The 26131-nt window shown below is 60.5% G+C and carries 25 protein-coding genes and 1 riboswitch; of the genes, 11 read left to right on the top strand and 14 right to left on the bottom strand.

Translation table 11 applies throughout. From position 1 onward, the window contains the following. A riboswitch (S-adenosyl-L-homocysteine riboswitch) is annotated at positions 1-109 on the bottom strand. 196 nt (positions 110-305) lie between these two features. Further along, complete coding sequence (locus tag ACYAR8_RS11600) at positions 306-710, top strand: acyl-CoA thioesterase (RefSeq protein WP_032625250.1); 405 nt, start codon at positions 306-308, stop codon at positions 708-710. Between the two features lie 54 nt (positions 711-764). Here the strand turns inward: ACYAR8_RS11600 and ACYAR8_RS11595 are convergent, their stop codons facing one another. The 7 genes from ACYAR8_RS11595 to ACYAR8_RS11565 form a co-directional block, all read right to left on the bottom strand. Continuing rightward, positions 765-1826 (bottom strand): alpha/beta fold hydrolase, encoded by a 1062-nt coding sequence (locus ACYAR8_RS11595; protein WP_463579947.1) that lies wholly within the window; start codon positions 1824-1826, stop codon positions 765-767. Between the two features lie 56 nt (positions 1827-1882). Then, positions 1883-2671 carry a 2-oxo-tetronate isomerase gene (otnI, locus tag ACYAR8_RS11590; RefSeq protein ID WP_463579946.1) on the bottom strand — a complete coding sequence of 263 codons (789 nt, stop codon included), beginning with the start codon at positions 2669-2671 and terminating at the stop codon, positions 1883-1885. A gap of 22 nt (positions 2672-2693) precedes the next feature. Next, positions 2694-4151: a GntT/GntP/DsdX family permease gene (locus ACYAR8_RS11585; protein ID WP_463579945.1), complete on the bottom strand. Its 1458-nt coding sequence runs from the start codon at positions 4149-4151 to the stop codon at positions 2694-2696. A gap of 84 nt (positions 4152-4235) precedes the next feature. Continuing rightward, positions 4236-4898: a 3-oxo-tetronate 4-phosphate decarboxylase gene (otnC, locus tag ACYAR8_RS11580; protein WP_074886684.1), complete on the bottom strand. Its 663-nt coding sequence runs from the start codon at positions 4896-4898 to the stop codon at positions 4236-4238. After that, a complete protein-coding gene (otnK, locus tag ACYAR8_RS11575) occupies positions 4895-6187 on the bottom strand; it encodes a 3-oxo-tetronate kinase (RefSeq protein ID WP_463579944.1) in 1293 nt (430 codons plus the stop codon). Before otnK ends, otnC begins: the two co-directional genes overlap by 4 nt. A gap of 10 nt (positions 6188-6197) precedes the next feature. Beyond that, positions 6198-7220 (bottom strand): L-threonate dehydrogenase, encoded by a 1023-nt coding sequence (gene ltnD / locus ACYAR8_RS11570; RefSeq protein WP_463579943.1) that lies wholly within the window; start codon positions 7218-7220, stop codon positions 6198-6200. A 172-nt stretch (positions 7221-7392) separates the two neighbouring features. Beyond that, on the bottom strand, positions 7393-8214 hold the full coding sequence (locus tag ACYAR8_RS11565) for a DeoR/GlpR family DNA-binding transcription regulator (protein WP_463579942.1): 822 nt from the start codon (positions 8212-8214) through the stop codon (positions 7393-7395). A gap of 365 nt (positions 8215-8579) precedes the next feature. Between ACYAR8_RS11565 and ACYAR8_RS11560 the strand changes: the two genes are divergently transcribed. After that, positions 8580-8966 (top strand): MAPEG family protein, encoded by a 387-nt coding sequence (locus tag ACYAR8_RS11560; RefSeq protein WP_074886691.1) that lies wholly within the window; start codon positions 8580-8582, stop codon positions 8964-8966. Positions 8967-9153: 187 nt separating this feature from the next. On the opposite strand, the gene ACYAR8_RS11555 is transcribed toward ACYAR8_RS11560, so the two are convergent. Together ACYAR8_RS11555 and ligB are read right to left on the bottom strand one after the other, a co-directional pair. After that, positions 9154-9573: a DUF1090 domain-containing protein gene (locus ACYAR8_RS11555; protein WP_074886694.1), complete on the bottom strand. Its 420-nt coding sequence runs from the start codon at positions 9571-9573 to the stop codon at positions 9154-9156. Between the two features lie 57 nt (positions 9574-9630). After that, positions 9631-11316, bottom strand: coding sequence for an NAD-dependent DNA ligase LigB (gene ligB, locus ACYAR8_RS11550; protein ID WP_463579941.1), 1686 nt, complete (start codon positions 11314-11316; stop codon positions 9631-9633). A 190-nt stretch (positions 11317-11506) separates the two neighbouring features. On the opposite strand from ligB, the gene ACYAR8_RS11545 reads away from it, so the two are divergent. Next, positions 11507-12127 carry a LysE family translocator gene (locus ACYAR8_RS11545; RefSeq protein WP_074886698.1) on the top strand — a complete coding sequence of 207 codons (621 nt, stop codon included), beginning with the start codon at positions 11507-11509 and terminating at the stop codon, positions 12125-12127. A gap of 99 nt (positions 12128-12226) precedes the next feature. Here ACYAR8_RS11545 and metK read toward each other — a convergent pair whose 3' ends face one another. Beyond that, positions 12227-13417: a methionine adenosyltransferase gene (metK, locus tag ACYAR8_RS11540; RefSeq protein WP_065991235.1), complete on the bottom strand. Its 1191-nt coding sequence runs from the start codon at positions 13415-13417 to the stop codon at positions 12227-12229. Between the two features lie 17 nt (positions 13418-13434). After that, positions 13435-14433 carry an ArsR/SmtB family transcription factor gene (locus ACYAR8_RS11535; RefSeq protein WP_074886701.1) on the bottom strand — a complete coding sequence of 333 codons (999 nt, stop codon included), beginning with the start codon at positions 14431-14433 and terminating at the stop codon, positions 13435-13437. 258 nt (positions 14434-14691) lie between these two features. On the opposite strand from ACYAR8_RS11535, the gene tkt reads away from it, so the two are divergent. From tkt to fba, 6 genes are all read left to right on the top strand, one after another. Further along, positions 14692-16689 (top strand): transketolase, encoded by a 1998-nt coding sequence (gene tkt / locus ACYAR8_RS11530; protein WP_463579940.1) that lies wholly within the window; start codon positions 14692-14694, stop codon positions 16687-16689. A 135-nt stretch (positions 16690-16824) separates the two neighbouring features. Beyond that, positions 16825-17871: an erythrose-4-phosphate dehydrogenase gene (epd, locus tag ACYAR8_RS11525; RefSeq protein ID WP_463579939.1), complete on the top strand. Its 1047-nt coding sequence runs from the start codon at positions 16825-16827 to the stop codon at positions 17869-17871. A 19-nt stretch (positions 17872-17890) separates the two neighbouring features. Beyond that, a complete protein-coding gene (locus ACYAR8_RS11520; RefSeq protein WP_463579938.1) occupies positions 17891-19054 on the top strand; it encodes a phosphoglycerate kinase in 1164 nt (387 codons plus the stop codon). 24 nt (positions 19055-19078) lie between these two features. Then, complete coding sequence (locus ACYAR8_RS11515) at positions 19079-19306, top strand: putative periplasmic lipoprotein (protein WP_065991240.1); 228 nt, start codon at positions 19079-19081, stop codon at positions 19304-19306. Between the two features lie 92 nt (positions 19307-19398). Further along, the gene (locus tag ACYAR8_RS11510; protein ID WP_065991241.1) at positions 19399-19722 is read left to right on the top strand and encodes an MliC family protein; all 324 of its coding nucleotides are present in this window, start codon (positions 19399-19401) and stop codon (positions 19720-19722) included. A 120-nt stretch (positions 19723-19842) separates the two neighbouring features. Continuing rightward, a complete protein-coding gene (fba, locus tag ACYAR8_RS11505) occupies positions 19843-20907 on the top strand; it encodes a class II fructose-bisphosphate aldolase (RefSeq protein WP_065991242.1) in 1065 nt (354 codons plus the stop codon). 75 nt (positions 20908-20982) lie between these two features. On the opposite strand, the gene ACYAR8_RS11500 is transcribed toward fba, so the two are convergent. From ACYAR8_RS11500 to cdhC, 3 genes are all read right to left on the bottom strand, one after another. Continuing rightward, complete coding sequence (locus tag ACYAR8_RS11500; RefSeq protein ID WP_463579937.1) at positions 20983-21471, bottom strand: thioesterase family protein; 489 nt, start codon at positions 21469-21471, stop codon at positions 20983-20985. A 135-nt stretch (positions 21472-21606) separates the two neighbouring features. Next, complete coding sequence (locus ACYAR8_RS11495) at positions 21607-22572, bottom strand: L-carnitine dehydrogenase (RefSeq protein ID WP_463579936.1); 966 nt, start codon at positions 22570-22572, stop codon at positions 21607-21609. Between the two features lie 138 nt (positions 22573-22710). Then, on the bottom strand, positions 22711-23598 hold the full coding sequence (gene cdhC / locus ACYAR8_RS11490; protein WP_463579935.1) for a 3-dehydrocarnitine:acetyl-CoA trimethylamine transferase CdhC: 888 nt from the start codon (positions 23596-23598) through the stop codon (positions 22711-22713). Between the two features lie 252 nt (positions 23599-23850). Between cdhC and ACYAR8_RS11485 the strand changes: the two genes are divergently transcribed. Further along, on the top strand, positions 23851-24807 hold the full coding sequence (locus tag ACYAR8_RS11485; RefSeq protein ID WP_463579934.1) for a GlxA family transcriptional regulator: 957 nt from the start codon (positions 23851-23853) through the stop codon (positions 24805-24807). Positions 24808-24874: 67 nt separating this feature from the next. Further along, positions 24875-26068: an ATP-binding protein gene (locus ACYAR8_RS11480; protein WP_463579933.1), complete on the top strand. Its 1194-nt coding sequence runs from the start codon at positions 24875-24877 to the stop codon at positions 26066-26068. Positions 26069-26131 lie beyond the last annotated feature (63 nt).

The following is a 26131-nucleotide window of genomic DNA, read 5'->3' as shown; positions in this document are numbered from 1 at the left end:
TGCGAATGGGCGCCGTTGTGCGTTTAAAGCTTGACCGGCGCGAAGCCTGATCAAACAACGCCCTCTCCGAGCCTGACAGGTCTGACCTGCTGCAGCGCCCCTCGGACAGGTGGCGGGAAAACGGTAACAAGGTGTGATGACCGTTTTTTGAAGCGGTTGCGATTATCTTTCTTTGAGCTGCAAGTGGCAAGCTGCAAGCGGCAAGCGGTAAACAACAGCGGACCTGCTTTTAACTTGCAGCTTCAGGCTTGAAGCTTGAAGCTGGGGCACATCCACCACCGCCTCCCAAACACCCCGGAGCCCCCATGAACTTTCATACACGCAAGTGGGTAAAACCCGAAGACCTCAACCCAAACGGCACGTTGTTCGGTGGCAGCCTGCTGCGCTGGATCGACGAAGAGGCGGCCATTTACGCCATTGTTCAGTTGGGCAATCAGCGGGTTGTGACCAAGTACATTTCCGAGATCAACTTCGTCAGCGCCTCGCGTCAGGGCGACATCATCGAGCTGGGCATCACGGCCACCGAATTCGGCCGGACTTCAATCACCCTGACGTGCCAGGTGCGCAACAAGATCACCCGCAAGAGCATTCTCACGGTCGAGAAAATGGTCTTCGTGAATCTGGGCGAAGACGGCTTGCCGGCGCCACACGGCAAGACCGAAATCACCTACGTGAAGGATCAGTTCAAAGAAGAGGCCATCGACGGCTGATAACGCAATGGCCCGCATTCTTGTATGGGGTTGCAGATAAACATCTCAGCGCCATCAAGGCCGGGCGGTTGCCCTCATGAACTCACCCAGCGGCTCGGCATAGAAACGGGCCATATTGGTCGTACCGTGCCCGCGGGTTTCAGCACTGGCAGGAATCAATACCAGACGTGCGTTTTTCAGCTGGGCGAGGGATTTCTGCAGGGTCCCGGTCTCAGGTGGATTCCGCTCGTCGTCTGCACTGTTGATTACCAGCACCGGCGCTTTGATTGCCGAGAGCTTCGGCGCGGTGTCGTAGTCCGCCGATGACTGCCATTGGTAGATGAAGTCGTTGGCGTCCCCCGGCAAAGGCGCTGCCAGCCGTTCATCAACCAGTTTGTCTGCCTGAGCTCGTGTAGGCGCCAAGGCCTGATAAGCCAGGGTGCCGCCGCTGGTGCCGAAGCCAAACATCACATTGGCCAGACGAAGGGAGGGCGGCTGGCTGGTGTAATTCCCCTCATTCCAGGCCGGGTCCTGCTTGATGGATTCGATCAACATGCGGCGCATGATCCAGTTGCGCGCCGACATCGCTGTGGGTTGCGAGGCCATCGGTACCAGAGCATCCATCATGTCCGGCCATTTCTGGCCCCACATCCAGGTCTGCATGCCGCCCATGGAATTGCCCATGACCAGCCGCAAATGCTTGATGCCCATCCCTTCGGTCAGCAGGCGATACTGCGCCTCGACCATGTCGTCGTAGTTGTAGGCAGGAAACTTCATGCGTAAACCGTCAGACGGCTTGCTCGACTTGCCGACGCCGATGCCATCGGGGGCGATGATGTAGTACTTGCTGGCATCCAGCGGTCGGCCCGGGCCAAACAGCTCGCCCCCAAACTCCTTGCCTATCATGTCAGTGGCGGGGCGATTGGTGCCGTGCAGATAGAGCACCGCCGGGTTCTTCGGATCGCCGACGGTGATGTAGCTCATCCGCAGGTTGTCCAGTTTTTCACCGGTGTGAAACGTGAAGTTTGGTGCTGTCCACACCCCTTCCACTGCTGCTGGAACGCTTGCCGCAAAGGCCATCCCCGTCTGCGCTACGATCAGCAGCGCAGCGCACAGGCCACTTTTGAAACCTCGCATGGTCAGTTCCTCTTTTTATTTTTATGAGGCTTAGGTGTTGCTGAGGCCAATTGAAATCAGCGCTTGAGGCTCTGCCAATCGCGCAGCCACTGCAGGCCAGTGCTGGTGTCGCCTTTAGGCCGGTATTCGCAGCCGATCCAGCCGGTGTAACCCAGGCGATCGATTTCTTCGAACAGCCAGTTGTAGTTCAGCTCGCCCAGATTCGGTTCGTGACGATCCGGCACGCCAGCAATCTGGATATGACCAACGCCAGCGAAATCACGACGCAGTGTGGAGATCACATCGCCTTCAACGATCTGGCAATGATAGAAGTCGAACTGCACCTTGAGGTTGGCCGCGCCGACTTCCTTGCAGATGGCTTGCGCCTGATCCTGACGATTCAGAAAGAACCCGGGCATGTCACGGGTATTGATCGGCTCAATCAGCACCGTGATGCCCGCGTTGGCTGCTTGTTCAGCCGCGTAGGCGAGGTTTTCCAGGTATACCGCCTGATGGCGTTCACGCAATTCTTCACTGGGCAGCAAGCCTGCCATGACGTGAATCCGGTCGTTGCCCAGCACGTCTGCGTACTCCAGCGCGCGAGCGATCCCGGTGCGGAACTCTTCTTCGCGCCCAGGCAACGAAGCAATGCCGCGCTCGCCCGCCACCCAGTCTCCGGGCGGAGCATTGAACAGCGCTTGGACCAGCCCGTTGTCGCTCAGGCGCTGCTTGAGTTCCTGAGTGCTGTAGTCGTACGGGAACAGATACTCGACGGCGCCGAAACCATCGGCGGCCGCTGCGCTGAAGCGTTCGAGAAAATCATGTTGCGGGTAGAGCATGCTGAGGTTGGCAGCGAAGCGAGGCATGGTTATCTCCCAATTGAAGCCGTTAGACGAAAGGCCAGAGCAGCAGCGTCATCAAGAAACCGAGGGTGCCCAGAATGGTCACCAGGAAGGTCCAGGTGCGCAGGCCGTCGGCAACGTTCAGGCCCGCCAGTTTGGTGAACATCCAGTAACCGGCATCGTTGATATGCGACATCGCCAGACCGCCACCACCCATGGCCAGGCAGAGCAGGGCCATGTGGTTGGCGCTCAGGTTCAGCGTGGCGATCAGCGGGCTGAGGATGCCGGCCGTGGTCACCAGCGCCACTGTGGTCGAGCCCTGCACGGCACGCAACAGCAGCGTCAGCAGAAAGCCCAGTGCGAGAACCGGCAGGCCGGTGTTGCGCAGCGCTTCGGAGACGACCGCGCCAATACCGGTATCGACCAGCACCTTGCCGAACACGCCACCAGCCCCTGCAATCAGGATCACCATCGCTACGCCGGGCAATGCCGAGCCCACGACATCAGACACCTGACTGCGACTCCAGCCACGGCGCGAACCCAGCAGCCAGGCGCACAGCAGTGTGTCGATCAGCAAGGCTACCAGCGGCGCGCCCAGGACGGTGAGCACGCTGCGCAGCATTGAGTCGGCCGGCAACATCGTGGTCGCCAGTGTGCCCAGCAGGATCAGAATGATCGGCAGCAGAATCAGCGCAATGATGATCCCTGCGCCCGGCGCCGGCGCTTTTGGCAGACGTGCCGCCAGGCTGCTGGCGTTTTCTTCAAGGCCCAGCTCTTTGGTATGGGTCGCTTCAGACACCCGCGAATAATCGTTGTTGGCCCAGGCCACCAGGTCTTCGTTGGTGACGTGGGAGCCATACACTTCGCTGCGGATATCGTCGGTCATCGGGTAGACCTTGCGGGTCATGCGCCCCGCAATCAGGTAACCGATCAGGCACAGAATGCCCACCATCGGCAGCCCGAACATCAACACGCGACCCAAGTCCGCACCCAACTGACCGGCGGCTGCAACAGCGCCCGGATGCGGCGGCAGGAAGGCGTGCACCGACAGCAATGCAGCGCACATCGGCAGCGCATAAACCAGCAATGGCTTACGAGCAGCGCGGGCGACGCCATAGGCCAGCGGCATGAGGATGATCACGCCGACTTCGAAGAACACCGGAATACCGACCATGAAACCCGCCACGGTCAGGGCCAGCGGCGTGCGCCGGTTGCCGAAGCGGTTGATCAGGGTCTTGGCCAGCGCCTCGGCGCCGCCGGACAGTTCGATGATGCGGCCGATCATCGCGCCAAGGGCAATGATGATCGCGATGTGGCCGAGGGTTTTGCCCATGCCGCCTTCGATGGTCGCTACCAGATCGCCCGGTTTAACCCCGGCCACCAGCGCCACGATAATGCTGACCAGCATCAGCGCCACGAACGGTTGAAATTTGTATTTCAGGACCAGAAGCAGCAACAGCGCAATGCCGGCTCCGGCGACGATCATGAGGAATAGAGGAGTCATGTTGTGTCCCGTTGTTATTGTTTTCCGGCGAAGCCGGTCTGCCGAAAACCGGAAGGCCGGTTTTCGATCTAAACGCCGTTGGGGTTACCAGTTCACGCCAAACGTCTGGCGCAGTTCTTCCAGAGCCGCTGCGTCCAGCGGTTCAGGTTTGGGGTTGCTCATCAGCCAGAGGCGTGCGGTCTCCTCCAGCTCTTCCAGCGCATACGAAGCCTTGGCGACCGAGCTTTCCCAGATCACCGGGCCAAGTCGTTCGAGCATCACGCCGCGCACGCTGTTCGCCAGTTTCGCTACTTGTTCAGCGACGTTCGGCGAGCCGGGGCGCTCGTAGGCAATCAAGGGAATGTGCCCGACCTTCATCACCTGATACGGCGTGATGGGCGGGAGAATGTCGTCCGGTTTCCAGACGCCGGCCAGGGTCAGCGCAACCAGATGCGTCGAGTGGGTGTGCACCACGCCGCCGACGCCGGGATTGCGGTCGTAGACCTGACGATGCAGGGCCAAAGTCTTCGACGGCTTGTCCCCGGAGACCCATTCGCCGGCCAGATTGACCTTGGCGATGGCCTCGGGATCGAGACGCCCCAGGCATGCGTCGGTTGGCGTGATCAGCCAGCCATCGTCGAGGCGGGCGCTGATGTTGCCCGCGCTGCCGACGGTATAGCCGCGTCCGAAAAGCAGACGGCCAATGGCGCAGATTTCTTCACGCTGCTTGTTTTCGGCGCTCACTGAACTGCTGGTTACGTTGCTCATTGGGCACTCCCTGCCAACTGCTTGAGGGCTTTGTCGAAAAAGTCACGGCCGCCGAAATTCCCTGACTTCAGCGCCAGGGCCAGAGGCTTCGCGCCGCTGCTGATGGTCGCTGGAACACCCGGGTCGATCTGCGCGCCGATCTTCAGCAAGCTCACGCCCAAGGCCTGAACTACGGCGCCGGAGGTTTCGCCGCCGGCGACCACGAAGCGTTTCACGCCCGCGTCAAGCAGGCCGCGAGCAATCTGCCCCAGGGCGTCCTCGACCAGCGCGCCGGCGCGTTCGACGCCGAGTTTTTGCTGCACGGCTCTGACTTCTTCCGGGCTGCTGGTCGCGTAGATCAGCACGGTTTGCCCGGCATCCCGGGCGAACGCCAGCGCATCCGCAACAACCGGTTTGCCGTCAGCCAACGCCAATGGATCGATGCGCAGCGCAGGCCGATTGGCCTCTAGCCATGCCGCGACCTGACCATTGGTGGCCACCGACGCGCTGCCCGCCAGCACCACTTCGCCGCCGTCGACGTGCTCAAGCTTCGCCGCGTCGATGTCACGCAACTTGCCCGCTTTGCGGAAATTGCCCGGCAAACCCAGCGCCAAGCCCGAGCCGCCGGTGAGCAGCGGCAGGTCGGCGCAGGCTTCGCCCAGCGTGTACAAATCAGCGTCAGACAGCGAGTCGGCAATTGCCATGACCACGCCCTCCGCACGCAGCTCTTCGATGCGCGCACGCACGCCATCGACGCCTCTGGCGATGCTGTCGTAACGCAGCAGGCCGACTTTCTGTGTGGTCTGGGATTGCAGCACGCGCACCAGATTGGCATCGATCATCGGCGTCAGCGGGTGGTTTTGCATTCCGCATTCGCTGAGCAGTTGGTCCTGCACGAACAAGTGGCCGCGGAAGATTGTGCGACCGTTCTCCGGGAACGCCGGGCAGGCCAGGGTGAAGTCGCTGTTAAGCGCCTTGAGCAGCGCTTCGCTGACCTGGCCAATGTTGCCTTTGGCGGTGGAGTCGAATGTCGAGCAGTACTTGAAGAAGATCTGCTCACAGCCCTGATCACGCAGCCACTGCAGCGCGCCCAGTGATTCTTCCACCGCTTCTGCAGCGGGCGTGGTGCGGGATTTCAGGGCGATGACGATGGCGTCGGCGTCCAGTTCGGCAAGGCTGTCGGCGCTCGGGATACCAATGCTCTGCACGGTGCGCATGCCGCCCCGCACCAGCATGTTGGCCAGGTCGGTGGCGCCAGTGAAGTCATCGGCGATGCAGCCCAACAGAGGGCGCGGAGTCGTGGTGCTCATCAGCGTCATCTCAGTTGTTTTCAGGCTTGGCGGTCGGCAGTTCGATGCCCGGGAAAATCTTGATCACGGCAGAATCATCTTCACGGCCAAAGCCAGCGGTGGAGGCCTGCATGAACATCTGGTGGGCGGTGGACGACAACGGCAGCGGGAATTTGCTGGCGCGGGCTGTATCCAGCACCAGGCCCAGGTCTTTGACGAAGATGTCCACGGCCGACAGCGGGGTGTAGTCCGCTTTGAGGATGTGCGGCACGCGGTTCTCGAACATCCACGAGTTACCGGCGCTGTTGGTGATCACTTCGTACAGTGCGTCCGCGTCTACGCCTTCACGCAGGCCCAGGGCCATGGCTTCGGCGCTTGCGGCGATGTGTACACCGGCCAGCAGTTGATTGATGATTTTGACTTTCGAACCCAGGCCGTGGACGTCGCCCAGGCGATACACCTTGCCCGCCATGCCGTTGAGGATCGCGTCGGCCTTGGCGTAGGAATCAGCCGGGCCGGAGGTCATCATTGTCATCTCGCCAGCAGCTGCCTTGGCAGCGCCGCCGGAGATTGGCGCGTCGAGGTAGAGCAGGCCTTTTTCGGTGAGGCGCTGACCCAGTTCGATGGCGAAGGTCGGTGCGACCGTGGCGCAACCGATGATCAGGCTGCCTGGGCGCAGAGCGGCGACTGCGCCGTTGTCGCCAAACAATACGGTTTCGGTCTGCTCGGCATTGACCACGACGGTGATGATCACGTCGCATGCGGCGGCCATGGTTGCAGGAGATTCACAGGCAACGCCGCCTTCGCTGGCGAATTGCTCGGTGACGGCCGCGCGCACGTCACAGGCATGAACGTTGAAGCCGCTGCGCAGCAGGGAGCGCGCAATGCCCAGGCCCATAGCACCCAGACCAATGACGCCGACATTCTTGTTATTCATGAATCTCTCCTCGGGTGAGCGCCGAAGTTCATCAGCACTCGAACGGTGTTTGTTCTGATCTGTTAAAGATAGTGAACCTGTGATCGGATAATGTGAAGTGCTTTTTTTGGTTAACAAAAATTAACATTGCTGGTGGCAGGCGAAAAAAAACCTCAGTCGGGGCCGAGGCTTCGCATCAAATGTAGGAGCGCGCTTGCCCGCGATTGCGGTTTGTCTGAAACAGATATGTCTCGGACAGTCCGTCATCGCGGGCAAGCGCGCTCCTACAGTGTTTGTGGCACTCGCTGAATTAGCGTGGCTGATCCATCGACGCCAACATCAATTCAACGCCCAGTCCGCGAATGCTGTCCGCAGCGCCATGGGCGAGGCGGTCGTCGCTGATGATCGTGTCGAACTGCTCCAGACCGGCGACCTTGTACATGCCGAACGTGCCGTATTTCGTGCTGGTGGTCAGCAATACCGTGCGCGAGGCCGACTGCATGGCCGCCTGCTTGACCTCAACTTTCAGCGCAGAGGGCGTGGTCGTGCCTCGTTGCAGATCCCATGAGCTGGTCGACATGAACGCCACGTCGGTTGCCAGCTGCCGCAACGTCGCCGCTGCCAGCCCGCCGACACAGGACCGGTTCGGATGATCCAGCAGTCCGCCGGTGTGAATCACATCCACATGGGTCGCATCGGCGAGGGCATTGACCACGCCGAAGTCGTTGGTGACCACGGTCATCCCCGCCAGCGCGACAATGTGCGGGACAATTTCCAGCGTGCTGGTGCCGGCGTCCAGGTACACGGTCATCTCGGGGTGCAGCAGGCTGGCGGCCAGTTTCGCCATCGCCTGTTTGTGCGGCAGCTCGACCACGGCCTTGGACTGGTGGCTCGGCTCGCTGTGAACCTGACTGGCGATGCGTACCCCGCCGGTCACCGAATAGGCACGGCCACTTTGCTCAAGTAGCGCAATGTCGCGGCGAACGGTCATGTGCGAGCAGTCGAACATTTCCATGAGCTGATGCACGCTGAGCACCTGATGCTTGCGCAACTGACGCAGCATCAACTCCCGACGCTGATCGGGAATCATCGGCGCTGCGCCACTGAGGGTGGCGTCTTCTTCGCTGGACATGCAGGCTCCTGGGCTACGAGATACAGCCGAGGTCGGCTGGGTGGCTGGCATCTTAGCCAATCGGGATGGCGGTGGCAGTAACGACGAGCAACCTGCGCGCAGGTTGTTCTTTGTAGGACCGGCTTCAGCCGGGAAGGGGCCGGCGTGACGCCATCAGATTTGCGGCGTGACGGGTAATGCCTTCCCGGCTAAAGCCGGTCCTACTCCGGTTGCGCAATGCGCCATTGGGTGCGCGGGTGGTTGTGGTCCCGTCCGCCGTGCGTTACCTGTAAGAACCTTTCGGCGGGCCGTGGCTCTTAGCCTGTAGATAGGTATTACTCGGTATGCTTCTGATGAAGCTCAAATTCTAAAAAAAGGATGTGGCTATGACCGTTGCTTTTTGGTGCGTGTTGATCGTGATTCTGTTGCCGATAGGGTGCGCTGGCATTGCCAAGTTCAGCAGCGGCAAATTCAGTGCACGGCACAATCATGATCCCCGGGACTTTCTCGACCGCCTCGAAGGTCTCCCGCGCCGCGCCCACAATGCGCAGCTCAATAGTTTTGAAGCGATTCCCGGGTTTGCCGCTGGCGTAATCATCGCCCACGTCGCCGGTGTCGCGCAGTTGGTCACGATCGACGTACTCGCCGTGCTGTTCGTGACCAGTCGCCTGCTCTACATCATCTTTTATCTGGCGGATCTCGCGGCGTTGCGTTCGCTGGCCTGGATCGTCGGGATGGGGCTGGTGATTGCGCTGTTTGGCGTTTCAGTTTGATCGCTCAACGGTCGCTCTGACACCCTGATATCTTGCCGAGAAAAAGACCGTGTGGGAGTGAGCTTGCTCACGAAGAGGTGAGTCCATCCGCCAAATCTTCATCGGCAGAAATGCCGTCCTTGCGAGCAAGGTGGAGCGCCACCCCGGTCACTCCTACACATTAAAGGCCTGATGCCCGCAGACGACCTTATTCGTCATCCTCGTCGGGCTGAACCTTCTCCAGCTTTTCCTGCTCGTCCTGCAGTTCTTTGCGGGACTCGGCGAGCTTGTCTTTACGCTTGTCGATTTTCTCCGGATCGCCCTTGCTCATGGCCTTGTTCAAATCCGCCTGACGACGGCTGACCTCGCGCTTGGCATCCAGCACTTTCTGTTCCTGCTGCTTGACCACGTCGACGTCGGTGCAGTTGGCGTTCAACTCGCTCAGGGCTTTTTGCAGCCCGGCCTGTTGATCGGTATTGCCCGCCGCCTTGGCGTCCTCAATCCGAGTGGCGATGTCCTGGCGCTTCGCGGCGCATCCGGACGGTTCCGGCGCCTGCTCGGCTGCAAACACGGGCGCGGCCAGAAATCCGCACGCGGTGAATGCAAAAAGGGATGACAGGAATTTCATGAATACTCCTTGAACACAAATAGCCGCACGCTCGACACAATCATGCGGCCCTAAAAACTAAAAACCGTTGATACCTTGCTCCCGCAACTGCCTGCTTAGCGCCTGCACCTGCGGGTCTTGAAAAAATGCATGTAACTGCTTCGCACGTCCCGAGCCAATGCCGGGTTCGGCCTGCCATTGCTCGACGCTTCGGGAGGCCATGTCCGTCCAGGACTCACCCAGATTAACGCCCGTCGCCGGCGGCAAACCGATGGCCTTGAGCCAGGCAACAAACGGTTTTTCACGTGCGGCCTGAAAACTTGCCAGCAGTTTAGCGCTGCTGCGCTCGCCCAGGCCGGGAATGTTAGCAAGCTGTGCACCGTCGAGGGTCATCCAGCCCAGCAAACCGTTCAATTGCCCTGCCTGAATCAACTTGTCCCACGTGCCCGGTCCTACGCCGCTGAGCGCCAATCCCTTCTTTCCGCTCAGCCACTTCAGCCGTTCGCGAAACTGGCTTTCACAGCCTTCGACCGGCTGCCAGCAACTCAGGGAATGAAAATCCTCCGCTCGCGGCACAGCCAGCGGTGCGCGCTCCACGCTGCGCGATACCACTTCATCCAGACGCGGAATCGTCAGCCCGGCCAGGCTGATTGCCACCTGATCCCCAGGCAGAATATCCATCTCCTGCCACCTCTTCAGCGAACCGACGCTGATGCGATTGATCATGCGGTCATCCAGTCGCACCGGTTCTATGTCCAGCACGGGCGTGATCTTGCCGCTGCGCCCGACGTTGAAATGAACCTTGCGCACCTCCGCCAATGCCTGTGCAAACGGGTACTTCCAGGCCGCGATCCAGTAAGGCGCTTTTGCCTGCCAGCGCTCGGCCGATGGGCGCTCGCCCTGGCGGATAACCACACCATCAGTGGCAAACGGCAGCGCCGAGCGGTACCAATGCTCTCGCCAGTTCTTCGCCTGGGTGAAGCCCTCCAATGGCTCACTGAAGCGTGCGCTGTCCTCGAAACCCATGGCCCTGAGCCCTGCCAGTCGCTCGGTCATGTCCGACGGACCTTCCGGCCAGTCCCAGACGAACACGCCAACCTGCGCACCGTCCTCTTCGCTGATGGCGTGACGCGCCAGCAACCCGGCGACTTTGCTTCGAGCGTTCAGACTGCCGGCGTCGGCCTGAACATGATCTGTCAGCTTCCAATACAGCTCGCCTTGAAGGATCACAGTCTTTTCCCACGCGAGATGCCGAGGAATCGCCTCGATCTGATGAGCATGCCCGGTCCAGTCCTGACCGAAGACCCCATCGCCCCGGCTGATGGCGCTCACCAGTTTGCCGTCGACATACACCAGCGTGACCGCCACGCCATCCACTTTTGGCTGAATCCACAGATCGCGTCGGTCTTTAAGCCACGCCTGAACGGCGGCCTCGCCCGGCAATTTCGTCAGGCCGGTGTGAGGGATGGGGTGCGCGACAGGACCGCGCGCGGTTTTCAGCGGATTGGAAGGCGACGCCGAAGTGGCGGCGAAACAGCCGCGCAGATCAGCGAGTCGCTGAACGGATTGGTCGTAGAGCTCATCGGCGACCAGAGAAACGCCTTGGCGGTGATAACTGTCGTCCCACTGGGTGATCTGATTTTGCAGCGAAAGGATTTCGCTGCGGGCTTGGGCCGGTGGCCAGTCGGGGCAGGTGGTGGCATTGGCTGCAGTAGGAATCAGGGCGATCAAGGCGCAGGTCATCGCGCGGAATAGGGTCAACATCGGAGCTTCCTTGCCGGGAGGGGGACCGCAAGGCTAGGTTTTCCGCAGGGGTGTTTCATCGCGCCTTGGTTACCGGGTTTGTCCCGCACCGATACAGCCAGTCCCTGATTCCCGGCCCAGCTGTACCTTGAGCCGCAGCGCAAGGAATGCAAAATGATGTTTCATCCCGGCAACTGGAAGAGACACTGCCATGGACCTGTCGACCCTCGCTGTTTTCATCCCTGCCTGTTTCGCCCTGAACATGGCGCCCGGCCCTAACAATCTGCTGTCGATCAGCAATGCGTCGCGCTACGGATTTATCAGTGCCTGTTCGGGCGGCATTGGTCGGTTGCTCGCGTTCGCGATCATGATTGCTCTGGCAGCGGTTGGGCTTACAGCGGTGCTGCATACATCCGAATGGCTGTTTCATACGATCAAGATTGTGGGGGCGGCGTATCTGTTCTATCTGGCGTTACAACTGTGGCGAGCGCCGTGCGAGGCGCACGATATCGAAGCCGGCGCGCAGGCCGGAGTGAAGAGGCTGGCGCGCCAGGAATTTCTGGTCGCCATCGGTAACCCCAAAGCCATTCTGCTGTTCACCGCATTTCTGCCGCAGTTCGTTGATCGATCTAGCGTAGTGAGCACCCAATTCGCACAACTGGGCGCGATGTTTCTGGTGCTGGAGTGTATCGCCATAGCGCTCTATTGCTGGATGGGCGTGCATGCGCGTCGGCTGTTTGCCAAGCCAAGTGGCAAGCGGCTGTTCAACCGGTTGTGCGCGGGATTGTTGGCAAGCGCGGCGTCGTTTTTGCTGATAGCGCGGCGGGGCTGATTGTTCCTTCAGCCCGAATGCAAAAAAGCCCCTGACGACTTCCATCGCCAGGGGCTTTTCTTTTACCGGGTGCCGCTAGGCGCAATGCACCCAGTAGGATTACAAACCGGCAGCGGCGCGCAATGCGTCGGCGCGGTCGGTTTTTTCCCAAGTGAACGTGGTGAACGTATCGTCGCCCACGGTCTTGGTTTGCGGCGTGCGGCCGAAGTGGCCGTAGGCTGCGGTTTCCTGGTACATCGGGTGCAGCAGGTCGAGCATGGTGGTGATCGCGTATGGACGCAGGTCGAAATGCTCGCGGACCAGCTGGACGATCTTGTCGTCGCTGATCTTGCCGGTGCCGAAGGTGTTCAGCGAGATCGACGTAGGCTGTGCAACGCCGATGGCGTAGGAAACCTGGATCTCGCAGCGCTCGGCCAGGCCGGCGGCGACGATGTTCTTGGCAACGTAACGGCCAGCGTACGCAGCCGAACGGTCAACCTTGGATGGATCTTTACCGGAGAACGCGCCGCCGCCGTGACGGGCCATGCCGCCGTAGCTGTCGACGATGATCTTGCGACCGGTCAGACCGCAGTCGCCCACCGGGCCGCCGATGATGAACTGGCCAGTCGGGTTGATGTGGAACTGGGTGTCTTTGTGCAGCAGTTCGGCCGGCAGCACGTGCTTGACGATCAGCTCCATCACGCCTTCGCGCAGGTCTTTGTAGGACACTTCCGGGTTGTGCTGGGTCGACAGAACAACGGCGTCGATGCCCACCACGATGCCGTTTTCATAGCGGCACGTGACTTGGGATTTCGCGTCCGGGCGCAACCACGGCAGCAGGCCGGATTTACGGGCTTCGGCCTGGCGGTGCACCAACTGGTGCGAGAACGCGATCGGCGCGGGCATCAGCTCGGCGGTTTCGTTGCTGGCGTAGCCGAACATCAGGCCCTGGTCGCCGGCGCCCTGATCTTCAGGTTTTGCGCGGTCGACACCCTGGTTGATGTCGGGGGACTGCTTGCCGATGATGTTCATCACGCTGCAGGTCGCACCGTCAAAACCGACGTTGGAGCTGGTGTAGCCGATCTCGCAGATCACGTCACGAACGATCTGCTCCAGGTCGACCCACGCGGTGGTGGTGACTTCGCCGGCCACAATGGCCACACCGGTCTTGACCAGGGTTTCCACGGCAACGCGAGCCTGCTTGTCCTGGGCAATGATGGCGTCCAGCACCGCATCGGAGATCTGGTCGGCGATTTTGTCCGGATGTCCTTCAGACACGGACTCGGAGGTGAAAAGGGAGTATTCGCTCATCTCGACGGTTTTCCTGATTAGTACCGATGGTGAGTGTTGCCAGCCGGTCGCTGAAAATGGCGGACCTGGATCTGGAAACCATTACGTAAGCCTATGTACAGGCTTTCCCCGGGGACCAGCCCCGCAGCGATGGCCCAACGGGCCAGATCTTCCTGTTCGAAGCCTAACCAGAGATCGCCACAGGCCTCCTTGGCCCAGCTCTGGTCATGGCTGCACAACTCTGTCACCAGCAGGCTACCGCCCGGTTGCAACAGGTTGGCCAATTGTTTGAGCGCTTCGGCGGGCGCGGCGAAATGGTGCAACACCATATTCAACACCACGCAGTTGCCGGAGATATTAGCGTTGGTCAGTGCATCGGCCAGTTTCAGCTCGACGTTAACCAGCGACTTTTGCGTGCAGATCTTGCGCGCCAGATCGAGCATTTCCGGGCTGTTGTCCAGCCCCGTCACATGTCGGAAACGCCGCGCCAAGTCCGGCAGAAAACCGCCATCACCGGGCCCGACTTCTATCGCCGTGGCATCGGCGGGAAAGCTCAGTTTGTCCAGCAACGACAGCAGGCTGTCGCGGTATTGCGGCAGTCCTGCGATCAGGTCCTGCTGGGCCCGAAATTTCTCGGCCGTGCGTGCGAAGAAGTCCTGACTGGCGTTAGCCCGCTGGCGATGCACCAGACCGATTCGGGTCTGTACATCCGCGGGCAGGCGCAGGTTGTCGGCTTCTTCAAGCATCGCCGCGTGCAACTTGCCGCCGGTGTGTTCGGTGTGGGGCAGGGCGCGCCGGTAAAAGATCGCGTTGCCTTCACGCCGCGTCGCCACAAGATCGGCTTGGGCCAGCACCTTGAGGTGATGGCTCATGCCGGACTGGCCAATGGCGAAAATCTGCGCCAGCTCCAGCACGCCGAAGGAATCATTCGACAGCGCGCGCAAGACATTCAGCCGCAGCGGATCGCCGCCGGCTTTGCACAAGGCAGCCAGCTCGTCGCATTCATCATGGCTAATGGCAGGCACGCGAAGATTCATAAGGCAGGCAGTCTAGTTATCGACCGGGACTGTCGCAAGGGCAATATCAAAAAGTTTTGATATTGGTCGATCAGTGGCGGCACCCCGGCGCCGTGATTCTGCCGTTTGCCGTCGGGCGTTGGGTGCGGCGTACGAAAACACGTCAGCAACGGAGGAAAACACCGATGGTGTGTGATCTGTCATTGCCCCCGGAGGGTGCCTGAGGGAAAATGGCCGCCTTTTTCCGGTCCCACTTTTATCTGCCCCAGGAGATCAGCGATGCCAAGCCGTCGTGAGCGAGCCAATGCCATTCGTGCCCTCAGCATGGATGCCGTGCAAAAGGCCAATAGCGGCCACCCGGGTGCCCCGATGGGCATGGCGGATATCGCTGAAGTTCTTTGGCGCGATTATCTGAAGCACAACCCGGCCAATCCGATGTTTGCCGACCGCGACCGGTTCATCCTGTCCAACGGCCACGGCTCGATGCTGATCTACTCGCTGCTGCACCTGACCGGTTACGACCTGTCCATCGAAGACCTGAAAAACTTCCGTCAGCTGCACAGCCGCACCCCGGGTCACCCGGAATACGGCTACACCCCGGGCGTTGAAACCACCACCGGCCCACTGGGTCAGGGTTTCGCCAACGCCGTCGGTTTCGCGGTTGCCGAGAAGACCCTCGCCGCCCAGTTCAACCGTCCAGGCCACAACATCGTCGACCACCACACCTACGTGTTCATGGGTGATGGCTGCATGATGGAAGGCATCTCACACGAAGTCGCTTCTCTGGCCGGTACCCTGCGCCTGAACAAGCTGGTCGCGTTCTACGACGACAACGGGATTTCCATCGACGGCGAAGTTGAAGGCTGGTTCACCGACGATACCCCGAAGCGCTTCGAATCCTACGGCTGGCTGGTCATCCGCAACGTCGACGGCCATGACGCCGACGAGATCAAAACCGCCATCGACACCGCTCACAAGAGCGACATGCCGACGCTGATCGGCTGCAAGACCACCATCGGTTTCGGTTCGCCGAACAAGCAGGGCAAGGAAGACTGCCACGGCGCTCCGCTGGGCACTGACGAAATCGCTCTGACCCGCGCCGCGCTGAAGTGGACCCACGGGCCGTTCGAAATCCCGGCCGACATCTACAGCGAGTGGAACGGCAAGGAAAAAGGCCTGGCTGTCGAAGCCGAATGGGATCAGCGTTTCGCTGCCTACTCCGCTGCCTTCCCGACCGAAGCCAACGAGCTGATCCGCCGCATGAGCGGTGAATTGCCTGCTGACTTCGCCGAGAAATCCGCTGCATACGTGGCTGAAGTCAACGCCAAGGGCGAAACCATCGCCAGCCGCAAGGCCAGCCAGAATGCCTTGAGCGCCTTCGGTCCGCTGCTGCCTGAATTCCTCGGCGGTTCCGCTGACCTGGCAGGTTCCAACCTGACCATCTGGAAAGGCTGCCGCAGCATCACCGGCGAAGATGCCACCGGCAACTACCTGCACTACGGTGTTCGTGAGTTCGGTATGGGCGCAATCATGAACGGCATCGCCCTGCACGGCGGTTTCGTGCCATACGGCGCGACCTTCCTGATCTTCATGGAATACGCCCGCAACGCCGTGCGCATGTCTTCGCTGATGAAGAAGCGCATCATCTATGTATTCACCCATGACTCCATCGGTCTGGGCGAAGACGGCCCGACGCACCAGCCGATCGAGCAGCTGACCAGCCTGCGCACCACGCCGAACCTGGACTGCTGGCGCCCGGCTGATGCGGTTGAATCCGCCATCGCCTGGAAACACGCCATCGAGCGTGATGACGGCCCGTCGGCGCTGATCTTCTCCCGTCAGAACCTGCAACATCAGGCGCGTGATGCCGAGCAGCTGGAAAACATCAACCGCGGTGGTTACGTGCTGCGCGACTGCAGTGGCGAGCCTGATCTGATCCTGATTGCCACCGGTTCCGAAGTCGGTCTGGCTGTTCAGGCCTACGACAAGCTGACCGCAGACGGCAAGAACGTCCGCGTGGTGTCCATGCCGTGCACCAGCGTTTTCGAAACTCAGAGCGCCGAGTACAAGCAGTCGGTTCTGCCGCTGGAAGTCAGCGCGCGCATCGCCATCGAAGCCGCTCACGCCGACTACTGGTACAAATATGTGGGCCTGGAAGGTCGCGTGATCGGCATGACCACCTTCGGCGAGTCGGCACCTGCCAACCTGCTGTTCGAAGAGTTCGGCTTCACGCTGGAGAACGTTCTTTCCACGGCTGAAGAGCTGCTGGAAGACTAAGAAGCACCGCTTTGCCGTGTAGGAGCGCGCTTGCCCGCGAATGCATTCTGTCAGTTGCCTGAAGTAGGGGCTGACAGGTCGCAATCGCGGGCAAGCGCGCTCCTACAGGTTCGGATGAATGCCTGCGAGAACCCCATGCCTCAGCCACGCCCTTATAAAGTCGCCCTCAATGGTTACGGTCGTATTGGCCGCTGCGTGCTGCGCGCGCTGTGCGAGCGAGGTGCGAAGGCTGGCTTTGACGTAGTGGCAATCAACGATCTGGCCGACATGGCCAGTCTCGAATACCTGACGCGCTTTGACTCCACACATGGCCGGTTCCCTGGCGAAGTGCGGGTCGAAGGCGATTTTCTGCACATCAACGACCACGTCATCAAAGTATTTCGCAGCGCGACACCGGAAGGCATCGACTGGGGCTCGCTCGACGTGGATCTGGTGCTCGAATGCTCTGGCGTCTACAACACGCGTGCTGACGGCGAGCGCTTTCTTTCGGCCCGCGCGCCGCGAGTGCTGTTCTCCCAGCCCATGTCCAGCGAAGCCGACGTGGACGCCACCATCGTCTACGGCATCAATCAGGAAACCCTGACGGGCGATGAGCGGCTGGTGTCTGCCGCGTCGTGCACCACCAATTGCAGCGTGCCGTTGCTCGACCTGCTGAATCGCGAGCTGGGCCTCGAATACGTGACCATCACCACGATTCACTCGGCGATGAACGATCAACCGGTGATCGACGCCTATCATCATGAAGACTTGCGCCGCACGCGCTCGGCCTTTCAGTCGATTATCCCGGTGTCCACTGGTCTGGCGCGGGGCATCGAGCGGCTGCTTCCGGAACTTGCCGGCCGAATTCAGGCCAAAGCAGTTCGTGTGCCGACGGTGAATGTCTCGTGTCTGGACATCACGCTGCAGGTCGCCCGTGATACCGATGCAGTCGAGGTCAACCGTATCCTGCGCGAGGCCGCCACCCGTGGCCCGCTGAAGGGACTGCTGGCGTATACGGAATTGCCGCATGCCAGTTGCGATTTCAACCACGACCCGCACTCGGCCATCATTGATGCCAGCCAGACGCGGGTCTCGGGCCCTCGGCTGGTGAACATCCTGGCCTGGTTCGACAACGAGTGGGGCTTTGCCAATCGCATGCTGGATGTCGCCGATCACTACCTGCACACCATCCATAAACAATAGTAAAAACAGGGAATGCCTCATGACCGTGTTGAAGATGACCGACCTCGATCTGCAAGGTAAGCGTGTACTGATCCGCGAAGACCTCAACGTTCCGGTCAAAGACGGCGTGGTGACCAGCGATGCACGCATTCTCGCATCGCTGCCAACCATCAAGCTGGCGCTGGAAAAAGGCGCAGCCGTCATGGTCTGCTCGCACCTGGGTCGCCCTACCGAGGGCGAGTTTTCCGCCGAAAACAGCCTCAAGCCGGTCGCTGACTACCTGAGCAAGGCCCTCGGGCGTGAAGTGCCGCTGGTCGCGGAGTACTTGGACGGTGTCGACGTAAAGGCCGGCGACATCGTGCTGTTCGAGAACGTGCGCTTCAACAAGGGCGAAAAGAAGAACGCTGACGAGCTGGCGCATAAGTACGCCGCTCTGTGCGATGTGTTCGTGATGGACGCCTTCGGCACCGCCCACCGTGCAGAAGGCTCGACCCACGGCGTGGCCAAGTTCGCCAAAGTCGCTGCGGCGGGTCCGCTGCTTGCCGCTGAACTTGACGCGCTGGGCAAAGCCCTGGGCAATCCGGCCCAGCCAATGGCGGCTATCGTTGCCGGCTCCAAGGTTTCCACCAAGCTGGACGTGCTTAACAGCCTCAGCGAGAAGTGCAATCAGCTGATTGTCGGCGGTGGCATCGCCAATACCTTCCTGGCAGCGGCGGGCCACCCGGTTGGCAAATCGTTGTACGAGCCGGACCTGCTTGAGACTGCCAAAGCCATCGCCGCCAAGGTCAGCGTTCCGTTGCCGGTCGACGTGGTGGTTGCCAAGCAATTCGCCGCTGATGCCGAAGCCACCGTCAAGCTGATCGCCGATGTGGCCGAGGACGACATGATCCTCGACATCGGTCCTCAAACAGCTGCTCACTTTGCCGAATTGCTGAAATCTTCCAAGACTATTCTCTGGAACGGCCCGGTCGGCGTATTTGAGTTCGATCAGTTCGGCGAAGGCACCAAGACGCTGGCTCACGCGATCGCTGAGAGTTCTGCGTTTTCCATCGCTGGCGGGGGCGACACCTTGGCCGCCATCGACAAATATGGTGTAGGCGACAAGATCTCTTACATCTCTACAGGCGGTGGTGCGTTCCTCGAGTTTGTCGAGGGCAAGGTTCTGCCTGCCGTGGAAGTTCTGGAACAACGCGCCAAGGCCTGACCGGCCAAGGTGAAGGGGAGTGAAATGGTCAAGCCATTACCGCTGTTGATCATGGCGGGTTTGCTGGTCGGGTGCGCAAGCAAGCCTGAAGCGGAGACGGCATCCAGCGCGGCGCCGGGGCTGCTTCAAGTCAGCTGCTATCAGGCGGGCTGGCAGGCGGAAACCGTACCGATCGTTTACAAGCGTGGCGGGCCTGAAGTCTGGGAAAAATACGAATTCATGCCTGCCGTGGGACCAGTCCCCTGTCATTGATTCTTAGTTGACGGTGTGCCGGAATACAGGAACAGCATTGCCCCTGCGATGATCGACATCCGTCACGCGATGCAGGGGATTCAGGAGTAGTAATGAAAGGCTTGTTAGCCCTTGCGACACTGATGCTGCTGAGCGGTTGCGCCAGCATGAAGGCTTCGGAACCGGCAGCCCCCTGGACCCACTGGGTCTGTGACAGCAAAGCCGAGATTTTCTGGAAGTACGCCGATGCCGCGAAGAAGGAGGTGGATGTACGCCTCAATCAGAGCGAGCAGGTATTCCGTCTGCAAGCGTCCCCCGGAGCCTCCGGCGCGCTCTACAGTAACGGCGTCTTGGCGTTCGACAACAAAGGCAGCGAAGGCCTGGTCTACTGGGACGCTACCAACGATTTGATCGGTCGTGGCTGCAAAGCGCCTTAAAAGGCCGAGCAGTTCGAGCGAGGCAACACCGGGCGGTGTTCGAGCAAGCCGCCTCTATAATTTGAATAGCCGCCAATACGGCACGCACGATTAACGACCCCACCGGGAGAGAGACAGACAATGGCACTTATCAGCATGCGCCAGATGTTGGACCACGCAGCCGAATTCGGTTACGGCGTCCCTGCATTCAACGTGAACAACCTGGAACAAATGCGCGCCATTATGGAAGCGGCCGACAAGACCGATTCTCCGGTGATCGTTCAGGCTTCGGCCGGTGCGCGCAAATACGCTGGCGCCCCGTTCCTGCGCCACCTGATCCTGGCGGCGATCGAAGAATTCCCGCACATCCCGGTGGTCATGCACCAGGACCACGGCACCAGCCCGGCCATCTGCCAACGTTCCATCCAGCTGGGCTTCAGCTCGGTGATGATGGACGGTTCGCTGCGCGAAGACGGCAAAAGCCCTGCGGATTACGACTACAACGTACGCGTCACCCAGGAAACTGTCGCCATGGCTCACGCCTGCGGTGTTTCGGTTGAGGGTGAGCTGGGTGTTCTGGGCTCGCTGGAAACCGGCATGGCTGGTGAGGAAGACGGCGTAGGCGCAGAAGGCATGCTGGACCACAGCCAGATGCTGACTGATCCGGAAGAAGCAGCGGACTTCGTTAAAAGAACTCAGGTCGACGCACTGGCTATCGCTATCGGCACCAGCCACGGCGCGTACAAGTTCACCAAGCCGCCTACTGGCGACATTCTGGCGATCGAGCGGATCAAAGAGATCCACAAGCGCATCCCGAACACTCACCTGGTGATGCACGGTTCTTCTTCCGTTCCGCAGGAATGGCTGAAAATCATCAACCAGTACGGCGGCGACATTAAAGAAACCTACGGCGTGCCGGTCGAAGAAATCGTTGAAGGCATCAAGCACGGCGTGCGCAAGGTCAACATCGACACCGACCTGCGTCTGGCCTCGACGGGTGCTATCCGCGAGTTCATGGCGAAAAACCCGAGCGAGTTCGACCCACGCAAGTACCTGGCGAAAACCGTATCGGCCATGCGCGACGTGTGTATCGCTCGTTACGAAGCATTCGGCACCGCCGGCAACGCCTCCAAGATCAAGCCGATCTCCCTGGAGAAGATGTTCGAGCGTTATGCCAAAGGCGAGCTGAACGCCAAAGTGAACTGATCGTTTTCTGATCGATTTGCTGAAATGAAGAAGCCCGCAGCGATGCGGGCTTTTTTGTGGGCGTGGTCCACGTTTCTACACGGTATGTTGCCGGCCGGGCAGGGCGATGATCCGCCCAGCATACTTTGGATTCGGCTGATCAAATTGAGCTTCCGAGAGCAGGCGCAACGCCTGCAGCGACACTTCGCTAAACGGCGCTGATTTCGGCCCGGCCGCCAGATCCACATGCAGCAGCATCTGCTCGCTCGCTGCCAACTCGATCTCCCCCTCTGCCTTGTACAGCCCGTGATAAAGCTGCACACGTTTGTGGTCGTACCCGATGATTTGCGTACGCACTTCCACCGCTTCGCCGAGTTTCACTTCGTGCAGGAAGTTGATGTGCGCTTCGAGCGTGAACAGCGAGTGGCCGCTGGCATCCCGATCGTTACTAGCCAGGCCTATGCGGTCCATGAAGGCGTCTGTGGCGAAGCTGAAAATCAGCAAGTAAAAGGCATCGCGCAGGTGGCCGTTGTAGTCGACCCAATCGGTGAGGACTGGGGTTTTGAAAGTAATGAGCGCGGGCATAGGATTCCAGGGTCACAATTTCGGTGAGATCAACGGCCTCATCGCGGGCAAGCGCGCTCCTACAGTTGATCGCATACCCTTTGTAGGAGCGCGCTTGCCCGCGATGAGGCCGGTTTGGGCGATGAAAATTTTGGCTCAATCCCCAAACGCCATCCCATGCCTGGCCTTGGTGGTTTTCACCGCTTCAAGCACCGCCAGCAGGCAGTCATCGCGATACCGCTCCAGCGCCGCAATGCTGTGGCTACCGAGCTGATCCGAGGTGCCATCGACCACGTCATCGATCAACTTGTCGGTCAGCTCCGGCGCCGGTAGATAAGTCCACGGCAACTGCAGCGCCGGGCCGAATTGCGCCATGAAGTGACGCATGCCCGCATCGCCGCCGGCCAGGGTGTAGGTCAGAAAGGTGCCCATGAACGACCAGCGCAAGCCGGCGCCGAAACGGATGGCGTCATCGATTTCGCCGGTGGTCGCCACCCCATCGTTCACCAGGTGCAGGGCTTCACGCCACAGCGCTTCCAGCAAACGATCGGCAATAAAACCGGGGACCTCTTTGCGCACATGAAGCGGGCGCATGCCGAGTGATTCGTAGACCTGAATCGCTGCCTGCACCGCTTCCGGCGCGGTGTTCTTGCCGCCGACCACTTCCACCAGCGGCAGCAGATAAACCGGGTTGAACGGATGGCCCACCACGCAGCGTTCCGGGTGCGTGGCGCTCTCGTAAAACTCCGACGGCAGCAGGCCGGAGGTGCTGGAACCAATGATCGCGTCAGGCTTGGCCGCCGCGCTGATCTTGCTGTGCAGGTCCAGTTTGAGGTCAAGGCGCTCCGGAGCGCTTTCCTGGATGAAGTCGGCGTCGCGAACGCACTCCTCAATGGTGTCGACGAAGCGCAGACGTTCTTGGGAAGCGCCCGCCGTCAGGCCCTTTTGCTCAAGCGCCGGCCAGGCGTTGGCGACTCGTTTGCGCAGCGCTGCCTCTGCTCCCGGCGCCGGGTCCCAGGCCACGACGTCCAGGCCATGAGCCAGCGCGCGCGCCACCCAACCGCTGCCGATGACACCGCTGCCCAAGGCTGCGAAGGTTTTGATGGTGGTGATGAAGGTCATGTCGGTTACTCGAAAAAGTGTCGAGGACCGTGTAGGCGTGAGCTTGCTCGCGATAGCTATTGATATGTGCCAGATGTGTGACTGACACACCGTTATCGCGAGCAAGCTCACTCCTGCACGGTAGGGTGTGTGTGGGGATCAAAACCGCTTTTTCAGCCCCATCTTCACGCGCCCCTCGGCCGGGGTCAGAACCCGGGCGCCCAGGCGGCTGAGAATCTCGCTGGCGCGCTCGACCAACGCGCCGTTGCTGGCGAGCACGCCTTTGTCGAGCCAGATGTTGTCCTCCAGACCGACCCGCACGTTGCCGCCGAGCAATACCGCCTGCGCAGCCATCGGCATTTGCATGCGGCCGATACCGAAGGCAGCCCACACCGCGTCAGCAGGCAAGTTGTCGACCATGGCTTTCATCGTGGTGGTGTCCGCCGGCGCGCCCCACGGAATGCCCATGCATAGCTGAAACAGCGGGTTGTCCAGCAAGCCTTCTTTCATCATCTGCTTGGCAAACCACAGGTGGCCGGTGTCAAAAATCTCCAGCTCGGCTTTCACCCCCAGCGCCTGAATGCGCTTGGCCCCGGCCCGTAGTTGCGCGGGCGTGGACACGTAAATGGTGTCGCCATCGCCGAAGTTGAGGGTGCCGCAATCCAGCGTGCAGATTTCCGGCAGCAGCGCTTCGACATGCGCTAGCCGGGTCAACGGACCGACCAGATCGGTGCCGGGGCCGAAATCGGTCGGACGCTCGCCCGGGCCGATTTCCAGATCGCCGCCCATGCCAGCCGTCAGGTTGACGATGATGTCGATGTCGGCTTCACGGATGCGGTCCATGGTTTCGCGATACAGCTCGACGTCACGGCTGAACTTGCCGGTCTCGGGGTCGCGTACATGGCAGTGCACAACCGTCGCACCAGCCTTGGCGGCCTCGACGGCGGCAGCGGCAATCTGCTTGGGCGTGATCGGGACCAGGTGGCTTTTCCCGGTCGTGTCGCCAGCACCGGTCAGTGCGCAGGTGATGATGACGTCGTGATTCATGGGTGAGGTTCCTTGCAGGGCAGACGGTAAAAGCGGACGTTTGCAGCCCGTGTTTGAGGTGCAAAGCTACGCAGCGTCGAGCCCCTCAAAACGCACAGCGGCGACACGGTCTTGCACAGCAGCGACCTGTGCTGTTGCTGCCAATCGGCGAGAGGTGTATTTGATGATCGGGCCCAAGAGGCATGATCATTTCCGAAGTCACGTCTCCACCCTAATCGCCCATATGCTCCGATCCCAAGGAACGTGCCAACGATGTCCCAGGATTTCTACTTTCTGCTCATGCCCGGCTTTTCGATGATGGGCTTCGTGTCGGCGCTGGAGCCGTTGCGCGTGGCGAATCGCTTCGGTGGCGAGCTGTATCGCTGGCACATCCTGAGCGTCGATGGCGGCCCTGTCATTGCCAGCAACGGCATGTCGGTAAACGCCGACGCCGCGCTTGAGCCGCTGAAAAAGGGTGCGACGCTGTGGGTGATGGGCAGCGTTGATCCGCTGAAGTTTTACACCGGTGCGCTGGAGCACTGGCTGCGCCGCCTGGGCCTGGAAGGCGTGGTGCTTGGGGCGATCGACACCGGTAGTTTTGTCCTGGCCCAAGCCGGTCTGCTGGAAGGCTATCGCCTGACCCTGCACTGGGAAGCGCTGGACGCCTTCAAGGAAACCTTTCCCCGGCTGCAAGCGACGCAGGAATTGTTCGAGATCGACCGGCGCCGCATTACGTCGGCCGGGGGCACGGCCTCCATCGACATGATGCTCGACCTGATCGGGCAGGCCCATGGCGCGGATATGGCGATCAAGGTCTCCGAGCAGTTCGTCCTCGGGCGCATACGCCAGCGCAAGGACCATCAGCGCATGCAAATCGCCACGCGCTACGGCATCAACAACAAGAAGCTGGTTCAGGTCATCGGCGTGATGGAGCAGCACACCGAGCCGCCGCTGAGCACGCTGGAACTGGCGGAAGGGATTCAGGTGACGCGGCGCCAGTTGGAACGGCTCTTTCGTCTACACCTGAACGACACGCCGAGCAACTTCTACCTCGGCCTGCGGCTGGACAAAGCCAGGCAGCTGCTGCGTCAGAGCGACATGAGCGTGCTGGAAGTCAGCATTGCGTGCGGGTTTGAATCGCCGTCGTATTTCACCCGCAGTTACCGGGCGAGATTTGTGGTGTGCCCAAGGGAGGACCGAGGGCGCACACGTGAAGTGAAGACTGTTTGACGGCTGATTATTGTCAATTATACTCGCGACTATAAATTATAGTCCGAGCAATAATTAGGTATAAATCATGACCAAACGCACTGGTTTTGTTTTCAAGCGCACTGGCCTCGCGTCGACCGTTGCCGAGGGGCTGACCGGTGAGGGACTGCACGATTATTCATCAGGCCTGTTCCTCGCGGCGCCACGTCGTACCGGCAAAAGCACCTTCCTGCGCGAGGATCTGGTTCCCCAGTGTCTCGGCCAAGGCTGGCTGCCGGTTTACGTTGATCTGTGGGCTGATCGGGAACAGGACCCCGCCGACCTGATTAGCTCGGCGATCGCGGTTGCCCTTGTGCCGTACGAAAAAGGCATTCGCAAGCTCGCTAAATCAGCCGGCATAGACAAACTTAACTTCCTGCGCACGCTGTCGTGGGATTTCACCACGCCGCAATTGCCAGTGGGCTCGACGTTAACGCAGGCCTTGCAGCTGTTGCACAGTGCGTCGCAGAAGATGATCGTGCTGATCATCGATGAAGCTCAGCACGCCTTGACCAGTGAAGCCGGGGTCAACGCAATGTTTGCGCTGAAGGCCGCACGGGACGAACTCAATCAGGGTCAGGAGCAGGGTAATGGAGCCTTGCGATTGGTACTGACGGGCTCGAACCGGGACAAGCTGGCCCATCTGGTGCTGAACAAAAACCAACCTTTTTATGGATCAAGCATCACGCCGTTTCCGCTGCTGGGAAAAGATTTCACAAAGGCCTACACGGCCCATCTCAACAGCCATCTGGCCCTCACCAACCAGTTTTCCGCGGCCGATGTTGATTCTGCGTTCGAGCTCGTGGGGCGCCGCCCCGAGATGCTGCGTGCAATCATCGGCGATGTCGCACTTGAACTGGGAGACGCCGAGAATCTTGGCCAATTGCTGCATGACAGCGCCCGGTTGCTGCGGGCGGGCGTGTGGGAGGAGTTCGAAAGCGCCTACAACGCCCTGACGTTGCCGCAGCGCGCCGTGCTGGAAGTGATGGCTGACCGCGCCCGCGACAACCAGCCGTTCGCACCCTTCGCTGATGCGACATTGCTTGCAGTGAGCAAGGCATTGGAGGCGTTGGGCAGCGAAGTGGTGCCTGGCACTCAGACCATTCAGGCGGCGATCGATGCGCTCCGTGACAAAGAGCTGGTGTGGAAATCCAGTCGCGGCGCCTATGCCCTGGAGGACAAGGCGCTGGGCGAGTGGCTGCTGCAGCGAAGGGAGCGCCAGGCCGTGGGCTTATACTTGTAATAACCAAACATCTGGCTGAGCCTTTTTTTTCAACACACTGTTTATAGACCCCTGATGTCCCAA

The organism is Pseudomonas sp. HP_01 (assembly GCF_055284355.1).
The sequence above is the reverse complement of the archived record's forward strand: the minus strand, read 5'-3'. Positions and strand labels throughout refer to the sequence as shown.